Genomic DNA, 16,435 nt, shown 5'->3' with positions numbered 1-16,435 from the left:
TATGAAAAAGATCCTGCTGCTCGTCATGTGCATCATTACTCACTCCCAGGCCGCGGTTATTCCGCAGCAAAGCCGAATCATCTTTCATCCCGGCGAGGTGCAAGTCCCGCTGTTGTTGGTCAACAGCGGTGAATCTCCTGTCCTGATCCAGACCTGGGTCGACGGCGGCTCACCGGAAACATCGCCCGGCAGTAAAGCCTTTCCTTTTGTCGCGCTCCCCGGGGTTTTTACGCTGAACAAGGATGAAAAAAAACAGATCGCGGTTTTGCGCACCGAGCTGGCCGCACAGCTTCCCACCGATCGGGAATCCCTTTACTGGCTCAATCTTTACGAAATCAGTTCAGTGAAAAAAAGCAGTCTGCGTGCGGGCAACGATAAGATCAGTGTGGCGCTGAACACCCAGCTTAAAGTGATTAATCGCCCGTTTACGGATTCGATGCCTTTTGCGGCACGCGTTAAGGCGGTTACGTTTCAGATCAGGAAAACACAAGGGCAGTTTTTTATTCAGGCCAGCAATCAGAGCCGTTACTTTTTTACCCCAGGGAAGATGACGGCGACGGCGGGCGGAAAAAATTATCCTGTTTACCTGGACGGGGATAAAACGCTGGCACCTTTCGCCAGTAAACGTTATCCCCTGCCTGGTGACTCGCCGCTTTTAGCGACAGGCAACGCTGTGCTTAACTTCACCGCGCTGGACGACCAAGGGAATCCCCAGGCGTTCACGGCCAACCTGAACCTGGCTTCTGGCTCACCGTGAACCCGCCGCGCGCGGGTGGTCGCATTGGCTGCCACCCGTCTGCGTCATCAGTAAACCATGACGACCTTGCCGCGCATATGGCCTTCCAGCACGCGCTGGTGGGCAGCCTCAAGCGTTTCCACACTCAGGCCGTGAAGCGTTTCGTTCAGCGTGCTTTGCAGCTTGCCGTCGTCCAGCAGGTCGGCGACGGCATTCAGGATTTCCCCCTGCTGCGCCATGTCCGGCGTGTTGTACATGCTGCGTGTGTACATAAACTCAAAGTGCAGCGCGGCGCTTTTTAGCTTCAGTTGATCCATCGACAGCGGATGTTCGTTCTCAACAATGGTGCAGATGTGGCCCTGAGGAGCAATAAGCTGGCTCATGGTGTCCCAGTGACCATCGGTATCGTTGAGACAAAAAATATAATCAACCTGCTTAATGCCGTGCTTTTCCAGCTCAGCAGCCATGTCTTTGTAGTTGATCACCAGATCGGCTCCACGATCGCGGCACCACTGGGCGGAATCGTCCCGTGACGCGGTGGCGATCACTTTGGCTTTACTGCGCATTTTCGCCAGAGGAATCGCCAGTGAACCCACGCCGCCTGCACCGCCCACGATCAACAGCGTTTGATCCTCACGCGCCGCAGCCATATCCAGCCGTTCAAACAGGCCTTCCCATGCGGTCAGCGCCGTCAACGGGATAGCCGCAGAAGCAGCCCAGTCGAGTTTTTTCGGTTTATGACCGGTGATACGTGAATCGACCAACTGCTCCGTGCTGTTACTGCCCGGACGAGTAATATCGCCCGCATAGTACACTTCATCGCCCGGCTTAAAGCCGCTGACTTTACTGCCGGTTTCCAGCACGACGCCGCTGGCATCCCAGCCGAGAATACGTGGTACCTGCAAACCATTTTTGATCGCCCCTTTGTGAACTTTGGTATCGACCGGATTGACCGAGGCGGCTTTCACCTGAACGCGCAGGTCATACTCGCCTGGCGTGAGGGTTTCCGGGAAAATTTCAACGAAGTTTTTTGGGTTTTCTGGATCAACAGCAATTGCGCGAACAGACATAATTTCTCTCCTGTAGTGTTCTCTAAAGTGTAGAACCCCGAGGCGATGCTGATAAGATGGACAATAGTTATTACAGTGTTCGTCTGAGGTGAACAATGGCGTTTCGTCAGTGGCAGGATATGGCGCTGTTTGCGTTAGTGGCGGAGTGCGGCAGTTTTACCGCCGCAGCAGAACGGGCAGGCTTACCGAAATCCAGCGTCAGCCAGCGGATTAGCCAGCTTGAACAGCGGCTGGGCATCCGGTTGTTAAACCGCACCACGCGCCAGCTCAACCTGACCTTTGCAGGGGAACGCTATCTGCTGCACTGTCAGGAGATGATGCAGGCCAGCGAGCGCGCCGAACAGGCCATTGCCAGTCTACGGGAAAATCCCAGCGGTCGCCTGCGCATCACCAGTCCGGCGGGCATTGGCGCAACCTTGCTGGCCCGCTGCAACGCTGCGTTTTTACGCCATTATCCTGACGTCACGCTGGATATCTCTGTCTCGGATGATATTCGCGATCTGGTGCAGGACGGCTTTGATCTGGCCTTACGTACTGGTCAGCCGCAGGAGTCGTCCCTGATTGGTCGCCGCGTGGGCTACTGCCAGCGCTCGCTGGTGGCCGCACAAGCTTATCTGGACCAGCATCCGCCGATTACCCATCCCCAACAGTTGGCCGCGCATCGCTGTATTGCGCACCGGGCCTGGAACGAGTGGGTGCTGAAACGCGACGATCAATATCATCGTTGGCTGCTTCCGCCTGCGCACCTTACCGATAATTTACTCTATGCCCGCGAGTCGGCGTTGGGATGTGCCGGCATCACACTGCTACCCCGCTTTTTAACGGACGGCGACAGGGGCGATGCGCGTCTGGTAACGGTGCTGCCGGAATGGGAAATGGAGGGGAATGAACTGTGGCTGGTGTATCCCAGTCGTAAACTGAACTCGCCTGCGCTGATGAAATATATTGAATTTGCTTTGCAGTCGCCGGTGTTCCGCGAATTTTACCGCTGAAGAAAAGAGAAGGGCGGCATCGCTGCCGCCCCACAATTACTTAGTAATACGTTTGTACTTGATACGTTTCGGCTCCAGCGCATCTGCGCCCAGCGTGCGTTTCTTGTACTCTTCGTATTCGGTAAAGTTACCTTCGAAGAATTCGATCTTGCCCTCATCCTGATAATCCAGAATGTGGGTCGCGATACGGTCAAGGAACCAACGGTCATGCGAGATCACCATGGCGCAGCCAGGGAACTCAAGCAGGGCGTTTTCCAGCGCGCGCAGGGTTTCAATGTCCAGGTCGTTGGTGGGCTCATCGAGCAGCAGCATGTTGCCGCCCACCTGCAGCAGTTTTGCCAGATGCAGACGACCACGCTCACCACCGGACAACTCGCCCACGCGTTTGCCCTGATCCACGCCTTTAAAGTTAAAGCGTCCTACATAGGCGCGGCTTGGCATTTCGGTGTTGCCGATACGCATAATGTCCTGACCGCCAGAGACTTCTTCCCATACGGTTTTGGCATTATCCATGCTGTCGCGGAACTGATCGACAGAGGCCAGCTTCACGGTTTCACCCAGCACAATCTCGCCGGAATCCGGTTGTTCCTGACCGGACATCATGCGGAACAGAGTCGACTTACCGGCGCCGTTCGGGCCGATGATGCCGACGATGGCCCCTTTCGGTACAGAGAACGACAGGCCGTCGATCAGTACGCGATCGCCGTAAGATTTACGCAGGTTGCTGACTTCCAGCACCTTGTCACCCAGACGGGCACCCGGCGGAATAAACAGTTCGTTGGTTTCGTTACGTTTCTGGTAGTCGGTGTTGTTCAGTTCTTCAAAGCGAGCCAGACGGGCTTTACCTTTAGACTGCTGGCCTTTTGGCCCTTTGCGCACCCACTCCAGCTCTTTCTCGATAGATTTGCGACGTGCGGCTTCGGAAGAGGCTTCCTGCGCCAGACGGGCATCTTTCTGCTCCAGCCATGAGGAGTAGTTCCCTTCCCACGGAATGCCTTCGCCGCGGTCCAGCTCCAGAATCCAGCCTGCAACGTTATCAAGGAAGTAACGGTCGTGGGTAATCGCCACCACGGTGCCTTCGAAGTCGTGCAGGAAACGCTCCAGCCAGGCGACAGATTCTGCATCCAGGTGGTTCGTCGGTTCGTCCAGCAGCAGCATGTCTGGTTTTTCCAGCAACAGGCGGCACAGGGCGACACGGCGGCGTTCACCACCGGACAGGTTCGCAATTTTTGCGTCCCAGTCTGGCAGTCGCAGGGCGTCGGCGGCGCGTTCCAACTGGGTGTTCAGATTATGGCCGTCATGCGCCTGAATGATCTCTTCCAGCCGTCCCTGCTCGGCAGCCAGCTTATCGAAATCTGCATCTTCTTCGGCGTATAAGGCATACACCTCGTCGAGACGTTTCAGCGCCCCGACCACTTCGGCCAGCGCTTCTTCCACGGACTCGCGCACGGTGTGCTCAAGGTTAAGCTGCGGTTCCTGCGGCAGATAGCCGATTTTAAGACCGGGCTGCGGGCGGGCTTCCCCTTCGATATCTTTATCGATACCGGCCATGATGCGCAGCAGCGTAGATTTACCCGCACCGTTCAGGCCGAGCACGCCAATTTTTGCGCCGGGGAAAAAGCTAAGGGAGATGTTCTTCAGAATATGTCGCTTTGGCGGAACTACTTTGCCGACGCGATGCATGCTATAGACGAATTGAGCCACGTTGTATTGAGCCTCTGGGTCTGTTTGTCGTTTGGATGATGTCGAAGTTTAGCCTTTTTCGCTGCCTATTCACAGCCGATGCGCCGGGATAATTCCGTGCCGGGGCGCAGTTTGGCATAACTGTTTGATTTGTGTCCGCTGTCCGAGCGGGCGGCAAAAGGCCGCTTCCGGTGACGTGCGTATCATGACGAGCATATATAGCGCAGGTGACATGAATCCACCTGAGCGTAGCAGCAGGTCATTGCCAGCGCGCGACAAAACGACGTCAGGGAAGGCGGACGGGAATATGCTGTTGCGTTAACCACTGACTCAGTGCCGGTTCAGGCGCGCTGTCGCTGACCAGTAAATCAAAGCGGGACAGCTCGCCAATGCGCGCAGGCAGGACTTTGCCATATTTGCTGCTGTCGGCGACCAGAATACGCTGGCGGGCGCGCAACATGGCATGGTGCTTCATCGGCAGTTCGTTGAGGTTATAGCAGGTCGCTCCCTGATCTTTATCCACGCCCGCCGCAGAGATAAACGCCAGGGTGGGACAGAGGTCATCCAGAATGGAATGCCCGCCCACGGGCGTGAACAGGGCATTGTCGGCATGAAATTCACCGCCACTCAGGATCACATTGCAGGCCGGTTTCTCTTTTAGCGCCAGAAAGGTATTCATGGCACAGCAGATAGCGGTAAAGGGCAGGGCATCCGGAATCGCATCCACGACATAGGGCAGGGTGGTACCGCAGTCAAAAAACACCGTGTCGTTTTCACTAATCAGGCTGGCAGCAGCCTGAGCGAGTCGCTGCTTTCTGGCTGCATTTTGTCCGTGTTGGTCGGAGATGAAATAGTGCCCGGGATGGTTGCGCGGATCGCTGACGATATAACCGCCCAGCAATACCACGCTTGAGGTCGGTTCACTTAAGTCCCGACGCACGGTCATTTCCGATACGTCCAGCAGCTGTGCCGCATCTTTCAGATGTAATTTATCGGTGCGCTTAAGTGCCAGAGCCAGTTTACGAATGCGTTCGTCGCGGCGGGTTTCCATTGTCATCTCTAAACCTGTATTCCTTGAAGAAGACGTCATACGTCCTGGCCTGTCACATCGCTGGCGCGCCGTTAACCTTACCTGCAACCGCCGCGTTTTTACTCAGCCCATAACAAATTTCAAAAAATTTAAGGCGTTGCAGGCTTTTCAGGCAAGATTTTTATCTTACCCGCAATGCCTTCACCCCGCAAACCCGGGCTGTGGCCACTGAATGCCCGCCTTCGCGCTACAGGTGTTTGTTATAATATTAACATTAAACCCGGGCGAATTCCGGCTTTATCGATCAGTTATGTCACAATATATGTGAAATTTATCACATAATTAACCTCTGTGAATTGTTAGTGTTATTTTTATAACATTTTAGCGGTCTTTTACCGGGGGAAGAATGGACATTGCGGTTATCGGTTCAAACATGGTGGATTTAATCACCTATACCAACAGTTTTCCCAAGCCAGGGGAAACGCTGGAAGCGCCCGATTTTGCAATGGGTTGTGGCGGTAAAGGGGCCAATCAGGCCGTGGCGGCAGCAAAGCTGGGTGGCAAGGTAATGATGGTCAGCAAAGTGGGCGACGACCTGTTTGCGCCCACCACGTTAGCCAATCTGCAACAGCAGGGCGTGGATACACGTTTCGTCACCACCGAGGCCGGTGTCTCCAGCGGTGTGGCCCCCATTTTTGTTGATGACCAATCGCAAAACCGCATCTTGATTATTAAAGGCGCGAATCAACATCTTAAGCCTGCGGACATCGATGCTGCGGCTGAGGCGCTGAAGGGCTGCCGGTTAATCATTCTGCAGCTGGAAATTCCGCTGGAAACCGTTTACTACGCGATCGATTTTGCCCGCCAAAATGCTATCCGCGTCATCCTCAATCCTGCCCCCGCCCTGGCTGAGCTGGATATCGCGTATGCCTGCCAGTGTGACTTTTTTATGCCCAATGAAACAGAGCTGGAAATCCTGACTGGAATGCCGGTGGGGACGGAGGATGAAGTGAGGCGGGCAGGCGCGTCCTTACTAAAACGTGGCCTAAAGAATCTGATCGTGACTCTGGGCAGCCGCGGATCGCTGTGGATGACCGGCGATGACTGTCATCAGGTTGACCCTGTGCCGGTTAAAGCACTGGATACCAGCGGTGCCGGTGATGCGTTTATTGGCTGTTTTGCCTACGAACTGGTGAAAACCGGTGATATCCCTGCCGCCATGGCGAAAGCCTCTGCCTACGCGGCCTGTAGCGTCACGGCACGCGGTACGCAGCGTTCTTATCCTGACTCAACCGCTTTTCAGCGCTTTCTCGACCTTCAATGAGGTACGGCCATGCACCAGAACATTGTTCAGCAAGATGACGGTTATCTAAATAAGACCCCGCTGTTCCAGTTTATTCTGCTTTCCTGTCTGTTCCCGTTGTGGGGCTGTGCGGCAAGCCTGAATGACATTCTGATTACGCAATTTAAAAGTGTGTTCGCCCTGAGCGATTTTGCCAGTGCTCTGGTGCAGAGCGCCTTTTACGGCGGCTATTTTTTGATTGCGATTCCGGCCTCGCTGGTGATCCGCAAAACCAGTTACAAGCTGGCGATTTTAACCGGACTGGCGCTGTATATCGTCGGCTGTATGCTGTTTTACCCCGCCTCGCACATGGCAACCTATACCATGTTTCTGGCAGCGATTTTTGCTATTGCCATTGGGTTAAGCTTCCTGGAAACGGCGGCGAATACCTACAGCTCAATGATTGGTCATCGCCAACATGCCACGCTGCGTCTTAATATCAGCCAGACCTTCTATCCGCTAGGTGCTCTGATGGGCATTGTGTTGGGGAAATATCTGGTATTTCAGGATGGGGAAAGCCTGCAAACACAGATGGCAAACATGACGGCGGAGCAGGCCCACGCGTTCCGCTTATCGATGCTGGAACACACTCTGGAGCCGTATAAATATCTGGTGATGGTACTGGTGGTCGTCATGCTGCTGTTTATGTTCACCCGTTATCCGCGCTGCAAGCCGCAAAGTAACGAAAAAACGTTGCCGACGCTGGGCGAAACCTTCCGCTATCTGGCAAAAAATCGCCATTTTAAACGCGGTATTCTGGCGCAATTTCTGTACGTCGGCATGCAGGTTGCAGTGTGGTCCTTTACCATTCGTCTGGCCCTGACGCTGGGGGCGACCAATGAGCGTGAAGCGTCCAGCTTTATGATTTACAGCTTTATCTGTTTCTTTATTGGCAAGTTTGTCGCCAACATTTTGATGACACGTTTCCGGCCAGAGAAAGTCCTTATCGTCTTTTCTGTTTTAGGCATGATAACGCTGGCCTACGTCATGCTGGTGCCCAATTTCACCGCTGTTTATGCCGCCGTGTTTGTTAGCGTGCTGTTTGGTCCCTGCTGGGCCACGATCTATGCCGGTACGCTCGCAACGGTAGACAGTAAATACACCGAAGTCGCCGGCGCGTTTATTGTGATGTCTATCGTCGGGGCGGCATTTGTGCCCGCCTTGCAGGGCTTTGTTTCCGACCATCTGGGATCGATGCAGCTGGCATTTGGCGTGTCGCTGCTGTGTTTTGCCTGGGTTGGCTTCTATTTTTGGGGCGAACTGCGCCACAAAAAGCAGCCGCGTCATCGCGCAAACCTGGCGGAGGAGGGACTATGAAAACCCGTTTACCGCTGCACCGTGAACAGTTTTCCGCCACGCCCACGTTGCTGCTGGAGAGCGAGGATTTCAGGGTCGAGCTGTTTCGCTATCCTGCGGGCATTGAGGCCATTCGTATTCAAAACCGGCGGGGCACGGTGATTGTGTTGCCCTTTCTGGGCCAGATGGTATGGGATGTGAATTTTGACGGCCGTTCGCTGACCATGGGGCACCGGTTTAAACAGCCGCTGCCGGGCGACACTATCATCGATACGTACGGCTGTTTTGCCTTTCATTCTGGTCTGCTGGCGAATGGCTGCCCTGGCGCGGAAGACTCGCATCCGCTTCACGGCGAAATGGCCTGCGCACGCATGGATTCCGCATGGATAGTGCTGGAGGATGAGCGTCTTTCTGTCGAAGGCGAAACCGAATACATCAAGGGGTTTGGTCACCATTATCTGGCGGCACCGGCGGTACGGCTAAGGGCCGATCAGGCGCGGCTGATGCTGGAGATGACCGTGACAAATCTGGCTGGCGCACCGATGCCGTTGCAATACATGTGTCACATCAACAGCGCGTGGGTTGAGCAAGGGCAGTTTAAGCAGACGATTCCTGACGAGGCGTTTCAGTTGCGCCGTTCTGTTCCGGCACATGTGCGGCCCACTCCTCAGTGGACCGCCTTTACCGACTCCCTGGCCCGCGATCCCACCGCGTTCCGGCAGTTGGATCAACCTGCAATGTACGATCCGGAGATTGTCTTCTTCGCCGATCATCTGGCGCAATACGGTGAGAACGTTCAGTTTGAACTCCATTCCCCGGCCGGTTATGCCCTAATGACCCGCTTTTCCACCGCGCAGTTTCCGCATGCGACGCGCTGGATACTGCATAATGCGGATCAGCAGGTTGCTGCCTACGTACTGCCCGCCACCTGCCGTCCAGAAGGCTTTGCAGCGGCACAACGCGCCGGTACGCTGATGGCGTTGATGCCCGGTGAGCACCGTCATTTCCAGGTTGAAACCGGCGTGCTGTAAATCGCCCAGGCCGACGCGTTATGTGACGAAACGTCAGGTGCTTTTGACGCTTCTGCTGCCACGACAGCGTCGGCGTGAGTCTCTTCTGCATCAGAACGCGTGGGGCAGGCAGGATGATCATCCATGTGGCGAAAGCCCGTGGATAGCGCGTCTTATACCCATCTGCCTGTTCACGTCTTCTACCTGCTCGCCTGTAAGCCATTTAAGCCACCGCAGCCTGTTCTGGCTGGACACACAGCAGATCGCTATCGCCGTTTTATCGTTGAGCATCCCGCTGTTAACCCTGCGTCGGCCTGGTGGAAAACGCGATCCACCTGGCGTTCTAAGGCGGCAGGAAAGTGCGATTCTGCCTAATGCAACCAACATCCCTTATCTTCCTCAGGTCAATTTATGTGACAAAGATCACATAAATTGACATTAGTCATCCTTATGAGAAAACTCGCCATTCCAAATATTGAATGATAATGATTATTATTTATATTGTTATTGTCATTAACAATTGCTCATTTAATACAAATAAACCACATAAAATGTAGTTTTTTAGCTTTTTTGTGAACATAAATTCTCAAAAATTTTGACCTCATGGGTGAGCCGTCTCGGCTAAAGGTTACTGAATCTGAATTGACTCGCGTGGTCTGGCGCAGGCTGCTGCCCTTTTTAAACGGTGGCTGGGCGGCTTACGCCTTTAATAAAGGAACGGGATATGGTGGTACGTAAGCAAAACCCGTCGGTGCCTCACCGACAGCTGTCTGATGCGGTCCTTACTGCTCAGGACTTTATTTTCAATGATGCGCAAATTTCGGCCTGGCATCAGCAAACGCAGGAGGCGCTGACGCTGATCACCCACACCGTTCAGCGCGTTGAGAAACCCTTCAGCGGTATCCTGCCTCACGAGCTGGCGCCGGCTTTTAGCGCCGTCGATCTTGACCAGCCGCTGGGAAATAATGAGGCTGCGCTGGAAGAGTTAGGGTCACTGTATCTGCGTGATGCCGTCTGGTTCCATCACCCCAAATACGTGGCGCACCTTAACTGCCCGGTGGTACTGCCATCGTTGCTGGCGGAGCAAATCATGGCCGCGGTCAACAGCTCCGTGGATACCTGGGATCAGAGCGCGGGCGGAACGCTGATTGAACAGAAGGTTATTGACTGGACGCTGAGCCGCATCGGTCTGCCGGCGAGCGCAGACGGCATCTTTACCAGCGGTGGGACGCAGTCAAACCTGATGGCGATGCTGCTGGCACGCGACAGCTGGTGCGCCGCACATCATCCGGGCCATCTGATCAAACATCAGGGCCTGCCGGCCGATGCCGCCAAATGGCGCGTCCTGACCTCCAGACTGAGCCACTTCAGCATTCAGAAATCGATGGCCATTCTCGGCCTGGGCTACGATGCGGTCATTCCGGTGGATTACGACGACGATTACCGCATGGACAGCGTGCAGCTTGCGCACGAGATTGCGCGTTGCCACGAGCAGGGCCTGATCCCGATTGCCGTCGTCGCCACCAGCGGCACCACCGATTTCGGCAGCATCGATCCGCTGGAAACCATCGCGACACTGTGTCAGCAGCACGGCATCTGGATGCACGTCGACGCGGCGTACGGTTGCGGTCTGTTGGTTTCGGAAGCGCATCGCCAGCGCCTCAACGGCATTGAAAAAGCCGACTCGGTGACGGTGGATTATCACAAGTCGTTCTTCCAGACCGTGAGTTGCGGCGCGTTCTTCGTGCGCGATAAACAGCACCTCAGCCACGTGACGCACCATGCTGATTACCTTAATCCGCTCAGCGCTCAGCAGGAAGGGACGCCAAACCTGGTGAATAAAAGTATTCAGACCACGCGCCGGTTTGACGCGCTGAAAATGTGGCTGACCTTGCGCATCATGGGGCCGGCGAAGCTGGGTGAGGCGTTTGACAGCCTTATTACGCTAACCCAGGCAACCCATCAGTTGCTGAAAGCCCATCCGGTGATTGAGGTCCTGCACGCGCCTGAACTGACCACCCAAATCTTCCGCTTCGTGCCGCGCCCCGGCATGAATCCGGTACAGCTGGACGCCATCAATGCCGGTATCCGCAAGGCCCTGTTCCGTTCCGGTAATGCGGTGATTGCCGGTACCAAAGTGGATGGCCGCCAGTACCTGAAATTTACGCTGCTTAATCCCACCACCTCGCTAGCTGACATGGAAGATGTGATTGCCTTGATCGCCCATTACGGTCGCGAACAGGCACGTGACATGACATTACAGGTGGCTAACCAGTGAGAACGGTGCGATGAACAACAGAATTTATGACTTTATCGGTATTGGTATTGGGCCTTTTAATCTCAGCCTGGCCTGTCTGAGCGAGCCGGTTGAGGGGCTGAACGGCCTCTTTCTGGATCAAAATCCGGGGTTCGACTGGCATACCGGCATGATGCTGGAAAGTGCGCACCTGCAAACGCCGTTTATGGCCGATCTGGTGACGCTGGCCGATCCCACCAATCCTTACAGCCTGCTGAATTACATGAAACAGAAGGGGAAAATTTATTCGTTCTATATCCGCGAAGACTTTTTCCTGATGCGTAAAGAGTACAACCAGTACTGTCAGTGGGCGTGCTCACAGCTGAGTAATTTGCGCTGGAATACGCGGGTAGATTACGTGAGCTACGACGATGCCCAGCAGTGCTACCGTATTCGCGCGGTAGATACGCTCAGCGGGCAACAGCAGGAGTGGCTGACGCGCAAACTGGTACTGGGCACCGGGCCTGCCGCGTGGCTGCCGGAGTGCAGCCGATCGCATCAGTCGCGCTTTACCCATTCCAGCCAGTATCTGGCGGACAAGGCGGAGCTGCAGAAAAAGAGCACCATCACCGTGCTGGGAAGCGGTCAGAGTGCCGCAGAGATCTATTACGACCTGCTGACGGACATCGATCGGTTTGGCTACCAGCTTAACTGGATAACCCGCGCACCGCGCTTCTATCCCCTGGAATACACCAAGCTGACGCTGGAGATGACCTCGCCAGAATGGGTCGACTACTTCCACGCGCTGCCGGGGGAAAAACGTGATGCGCTGAACGCGCGCCACAAAAACCTCTACAAAGGCATCAACAGCACCTTAATCAATGACATCTACGACCTGATGTACGTCAAGCAACTGGATGGCGCGCTGAACGTTAACCTGTTCACCCATTCGGAGCTCACCGGCATGCGCTGGTTGCCGAGCGGGGAGTTTGAACTCGCCCTGCATCAGCAGGAGCAGGATTGTACGTATACGCGCCGCACCCAGGGGCTGGTGATGGCAACGGGTTATCAGTATCGCCCGCCGATGTTTATCGAAGGCATCAGCCAGCGTCTGCGCTGGGACGAGAAGGGCCGTTACGACGTCCAGCGCAACTACAGTATTGACCAGCATAACCAGATCTTCGTGCAGAACGCAGAGCTGCATACGCACGGCTTTGTCACGCCGGATCTCGGCATGGCCTGCTATCGCAACTCGGTGCTCCTGCGTGAACTCACCGGGCGGGAAATTTATCCCGTCGAGCGGCAGATCGCCTTCCAGACCTTCCCGGCCCAATCGGAACATTGATATGTCACAGTCAACGCTTTTCACTGCGGCCCGACCTGCGGGCCAGTTTACCCTCCGTGCCATGCAGCCCGACGACGTGATGCTTATTCACCGCTGGGTCACGCGCGACTACGCCCGTTTCTGGGGCATGCAGGATCACTCGCCTGAACAGGTCGCCGAATTCTATCAACAGCTGACGGCAAAAGATCCCCATGCGGCCTTAATCGGCTGTTGCGATGGCGAACCGGCGTTTCTGATCGAATGCTATCGCGCCAGCGAGGATGAGGTCGGCAGGCATTATCCTGCACAGCCAGACGACTACGGCATGCATATTCTGATCGCGCCCGCCGTTAACCCGGTCAGCCAGTTTAGCTGGCAGGTGTTCAGTACGGTCATGGACTACCTGTTCAGCCGCCCCGAGGTCAACCGCGTGGTGGTCGAGCCGGACGTGCGCAATGACAAAATCCATCGCCTGAATAAACGTGCCGGTTTTCGCTATCAGCACCAGATTGATATGGAACATAAAACCGCCTGGCTGGCCTTCTGCCAGCGCGAAGATTATCAACAGGCTCTACTGCAGGATTCACTGATGAATAACACCACACCGCTGTTGAACGGTTCACACCTTACCGGCAATGACTGGCTGCAAGCCAACCGTTTACTGATTCGCAAAGCGATTGCCGAATTCGCGCACGAAAAATTGATCACGCCTGTCGACATGGGCGCTGGCCGTTATCAACTGGCCGTACCGGGGGGCGAGTCGGCATACGTTTTTTCCGCACAACGCCGGGCGCTTGACCACTGGGAAATCGATCTGGCGTCGCTGGAAAAACAGGAAAACGGCCGCCGTTTACCCTTGGATGCGCTGCAGTTTATTGAGGAGTTTAATGCGCAAATCGGCATTTCTCAGGCGCTGCTGGCGACCTATATGGAGGAGATCAGCAGCACCTTGTGCAGCAGCGTGTTTAAACTGCAGAAGAACAATCCAGACAGCCAGGCGCTGGTAAAGGCGGACTTTCAGACCGTCGAATCCGCGATGACGGAAGGCCATCCCTGCTTTGTCGCCAATAACGGCCGTATCGGTTTTGATGCGCGCGATTATCTGGCTTATGCCCCCGAAGCCGCCACGCCGGTAAATCTGATCTGGGTGGCTGTGCATCGCCGTAATGCCCACTTCTCCAGCATCAGCGAGCTGAGCTATGAGCGCCTGCTGCAGGAAGAGTTAGGACAGTCTGTGCTTGACCAGTTCGCCGCTCAGCTGGCGAGCCAGGGTGTCGTCACGGACGACTATATCCTGATGCCGGTCCATCCCTGGCAGTGGCAGAATAAACTGTTGACGGTGTTTGCCGCGGATATTGCCAGCCAGGACATTATTTATCTGGGGATCGGGGACGATGGCTATCAGGCGCAGCAGTCGATTCGCACCTTTTTCAACCGCAGTCAGCCGGGTAAACGCTATGTGAAAACGGCGCTGTCGGTGCTGAACATGGGCTTTATGCGCGGCCTTTCTCCTTACTATATGGCGACCACGCCCGCGATTAATGAATGGCTGGAAAGGCTGGTGGCAAAGGATGACTGGCTCCGGCGCTGTGATTTCCGCATCCTGCGCGAAGTGGCCGCTGTGGGCTATCACAACCGACACTACGAACGCGCCATTCAAGGCGACTCCGCTTACAAGAAAATGTTTGCGGCCCTGTGGCGCGATAATCCGGTCACTGATCTGCAGCCCAACCAGCGTTTAATGACCATGGCCGCGTTGCTGCATGTCGATCACCATCAGCAGCCGTTACTGCCCGCGCTGATCGCTGATTCCGGCCTGCCTGCGGAACAGTGGATTGGTCGTTACCTGAACTGTTACCTCAGCCCGCTGCTGCACTGCTTCTATCAACACGATCTGGTGTTTATGCCTCATGGCGAAAACCTGATCCTGCTGCTGGAAAACAATGTGCCGGTCAGCGCCTATATGAAGGACATTGGGGAGGAGATCGCGGTGATGAATCCGGATGCCGTTCTGCCTGAAAAGGTGCAGCGACTGGCGGTGGACGTGCCTGAGCACCTTAAACTGCTGTCGATCTTTACCGACGTCTTCGACTGCATCTTCCGCTTTATCAGCGCGATTTTGCATCAGTCGAATACGCTGTCGGAAAGCCAGTTCTGGCAGTTGGTGGCGCAGTGCGTGAAGGACTATCAGCAGGCGCATCCGCAGCTTGCCAGCAAGTTCGCCCGTTACGACATGTTTGCGCCCGAATTTACCCGCTCCTGCCTGAATCGCCTGCAGCTGGCGAATAACCAGCAGATGATTAACCTGTCCGATCCCGCAGAAAACCTCAAGTTTGCCGGCACGCTGGTTAACCCTATTGCCACGTGGCGCTAACTCGTTAGCGGTGTCAGCACGTCGGACAGTATCAGCGCGGTCGCTCAGGCGGCCGCGTTTTTTTATCTTGTTTTGGAAAGTATTCACGATGGCTCTTTTTCAACCTGTCTCGCGCCTCACGCGTCGACATTTACTGTTTCCCTTATCGCTGGTGTTATTTGAATTTGCCACCTATCTGGCGCACGACATGATTCAGCCGGGCATGTTGCGGGTGACGCAGGCGTTTCATGTCGGCCCGGAGTGGGTGTCCACGTCACTGACCGCTTACCTGATGGGCGGCATGGTGTTGCAGTGGCTGTTGGGGCCGCTGTCGGACAAGCTGGGACGCCGCCCGGTCTTGCTGGCGGGCGTCGCGTTTTTCATGCTGACCTGTCTGGCGACCCACTGGGTACAGAGCATGGGGCAGTTTATCTTGCTGCGCTTTCTTCAGGGCATCAGCCTGTGTTTCATCGGCGCGGTCGGTTATGCCGCTATTCAGGAAGCGTTTGACGACGCACTCAGCGTAAAGATGATGGCACTGATGGCTAACGTGGCCCTGCTGGCACCGCTGGCCGGGCCGCTGGCGGGCACGGCGTTTCTTGCCGTCGCAGACTGGCGCACGCTGTTTCTGTTTTTTGCTGCGCTGTCTGCCCTGGCGCTGACGGGGTTGTGGTTGTCGATGCCGGAAACGGCGGGCGACAGAAACACCTCTGTGTCGCTGACGTCGCTGGCAGCGGGCTATTACGCGTTGTTAAAAGAGCGGCAGGTGATAAGCGGTTCGCTGGCCATTGGCCTGGTCACCATTCCCTGTCTGGGCTGGGTCGCCCTTTCTCCGGTGATCCTGATTCACGATCTGGGGCTGAGCCGAATGGAATATGCGCTGCTCCAGTTGCCGGTCTTTGTGGCGATGATTGCCGGAAATCTGACGCTGGGTCGGCTTGCCAGCCGTCTGCCGGTTGAGCAGCCGCTGCGGCTGGGTGCCTGGCCGATTATTACCGGTCTGGCGATAGCCGCTGTCGGCACGCTTATGGATGCGGGCAGCTATGTATGGCTGACGGCGGGCCTGAGCCTTTACGGCTTCGGCACCGGAATGGTGAATGCCGGGCTGTACCGACTGACGCTCTTTTCCAGTCGGGCAGGGAAGGGCAGCGTGGCGGCGATGTTGGGCATGATCAGTATGGTGGTGTTTGCGCTGGGCATTGAGGCGGTCAAAGTGGCGTATTTCAGTGGCGGGATGGCCTGGTTCAGCCTGCTGAATCTGCTGTGCGGCTTGCTGTGGTTGGGACTGGTGCGGTCGTTTCTGCGCGAAAATCTGCGACGACATCGCGTCGTCGCAGTATAGGGTGAGACAGGCGGCAGGGTT

General features: G+C 55.7%; 13 protein-coding genes. 10 read left to right on the top strand and 3 right to left on the bottom strand.

What is annotated here, in order from left to right:
- The first annotated feature begins 1 nt into the window (after position 1).
- Positions 2–757 (top strand): molecular chaperone, encoded by a 756-nt coding sequence (locus QNH99_RS18510; protein ID WP_410517033.1) that lies wholly within the window; start codon positions 2–4, stop codon positions 755–757.
- Between the two features lie 47 nt (positions 758–804).
- Here the strand turns inward: QNH99_RS18510 and QNH99_RS18505 are convergent, their stop codons facing one another.
- Entirely contained in the window at positions 805–1,806 is a 1,002-nt protein-coding gene (locus tag QNH99_RS18505; RefSeq protein ID WP_096011377.1) for a zinc-binding alcohol dehydrogenase family protein, read from the bottom strand.
- A gap of 95 nt (positions 1,807–1,901) precedes the next feature.
- On the opposite strand from QNH99_RS18505, the gene QNH99_RS18500 reads away from it, so the two are divergent.
- Positions 1,902–2,798 carry a LysR family transcriptional regulator gene (locus QNH99_RS18500; protein WP_063878321.1) on the top strand — a complete coding sequence of 299 codons (897 nt, stop codon included), beginning with the start codon at positions 1,902–1,904 and terminating at the stop codon, positions 2,796–2,798.
- A 36-nt stretch (positions 2,799–2,834) separates the two neighbouring features.
- Here the strand turns inward: QNH99_RS18500 and ettA are convergent, their stop codons facing one another.
- The gene (ettA, locus tag QNH99_RS18495) at positions 2,835–4,502 is read right to left on the bottom strand and encodes an energy-dependent translational throttle protein EttA (RefSeq protein WP_063878322.1); all 1,668 of its coding nucleotides are present in this window, start codon (positions 4,500–4,502) and stop codon (positions 2,835–2,837) included.
- Positions 4,503–4,767: 265 nt separating this feature from the next.
- On the bottom strand, positions 4,768–5,532 hold the full coding sequence (deoR, locus tag QNH99_RS18490) for a DNA-binding transcriptional repressor DeoR (RefSeq protein WP_241567507.1): 765 nt from the start codon (positions 5,530–5,532) through the stop codon (positions 4,768–4,770).
- A 385-nt stretch (positions 5,533–5,917) separates the two neighbouring features.
- Between deoR and rbsK the strand changes: the two genes are divergently transcribed.
- The 8 genes from rbsK (at position 5,918) to QNH99_RS18450 (ending at position 16,414) form a co-directional block, all read left to right on the top strand.
- Positions 5,918–6,835, top strand: a complete 918-nt coding sequence (rbsK, locus tag QNH99_RS18485; RefSeq protein WP_256853084.1) for a ribokinase — start codon at positions 5,918–5,920, stop codon at positions 6,833–6,835.
- A 9-nt stretch (positions 6,836–6,844) separates the two neighbouring features.
- On the top strand, positions 6,845–8,170 hold the full coding sequence (gene fucP, locus QNH99_RS18480; protein ID WP_172898112.1) for an L-fucose:H+ symporter permease: 1,326 nt from the start codon (positions 6,845–6,847) through the stop codon (positions 8,168–8,170).
- A complete protein-coding gene (locus QNH99_RS18475) occupies positions 8,167–9,180 on the top strand; it encodes an aldose 1-epimerase family protein (RefSeq protein WP_241567477.1) in 1,014 nt (337 codons plus the stop codon). Before fucP ends, QNH99_RS18475 begins: the two co-directional genes overlap by 4 nt.
- 123 nt (positions 9,181–9,303) lie before the next feature.
- Complete coding sequence (locus QNH99_RS18470) at positions 9,304–9,534, top strand: hypothetical protein (protein WP_145393581.1); 231 nt, start codon at positions 9,304–9,306, stop codon at positions 9,532–9,534.
- Positions 9,535–9,883: 349 nt separating this feature from the next.
- Positions 9,884–11,437 (top strand): pyridoxal phosphate-dependent decarboxylase family protein, encoded by a 1,554-nt coding sequence (locus QNH99_RS18465; RefSeq protein ID WP_109716581.1) that lies wholly within the window; start codon positions 9,884–9,886, stop codon positions 11,435–11,437.
- Between the two features lie 10 nt (positions 11,438–11,447).
- On the top strand, positions 11,448–12,740 hold the full coding sequence (locus QNH99_RS18460; protein ID WP_410517032.1) for a lysine N(6)-hydroxylase/L-ornithine N(5)-oxygenase family protein: 1,293 nt from the start codon (positions 11,448–11,450) through the stop codon (positions 12,738–12,740).
- A 1-nt stretch (position 12,741) separates the two neighbouring features.
- A complete protein-coding gene (locus tag QNH99_RS18455) occupies positions 12,742–15,093 on the top strand; it encodes a GNAT family N-acetyltransferase (RefSeq protein WP_410517031.1) in 2,352 nt (783 codons plus the stop codon).
- A gap of 88 nt (positions 15,094–15,181) precedes the next feature.
- Positions 15,182–16,414, top strand: a complete 1,233-nt coding sequence (locus tag QNH99_RS18450) for an MFS transporter (RefSeq protein WP_410517030.1) — start codon at positions 15,182–15,184, stop codon at positions 16,412–16,414.
- Positions 16,415–16,435: the final 21 nt, after the last annotated feature.

Origin of the sequence: Pantoea allii (assembly GCF_046529425.1) — a bacterium.
GTDB classification, from domain to species: domain Bacteria; phylum Pseudomonadota; class Gammaproteobacteria; order Enterobacterales; family Enterobacteriaceae; genus Pantoea; species Pantoea allii.
The sequence above is the reverse complement of the archived record's forward strand: the minus strand, read 5'-3'. Positions and strand labels throughout refer to the sequence as shown.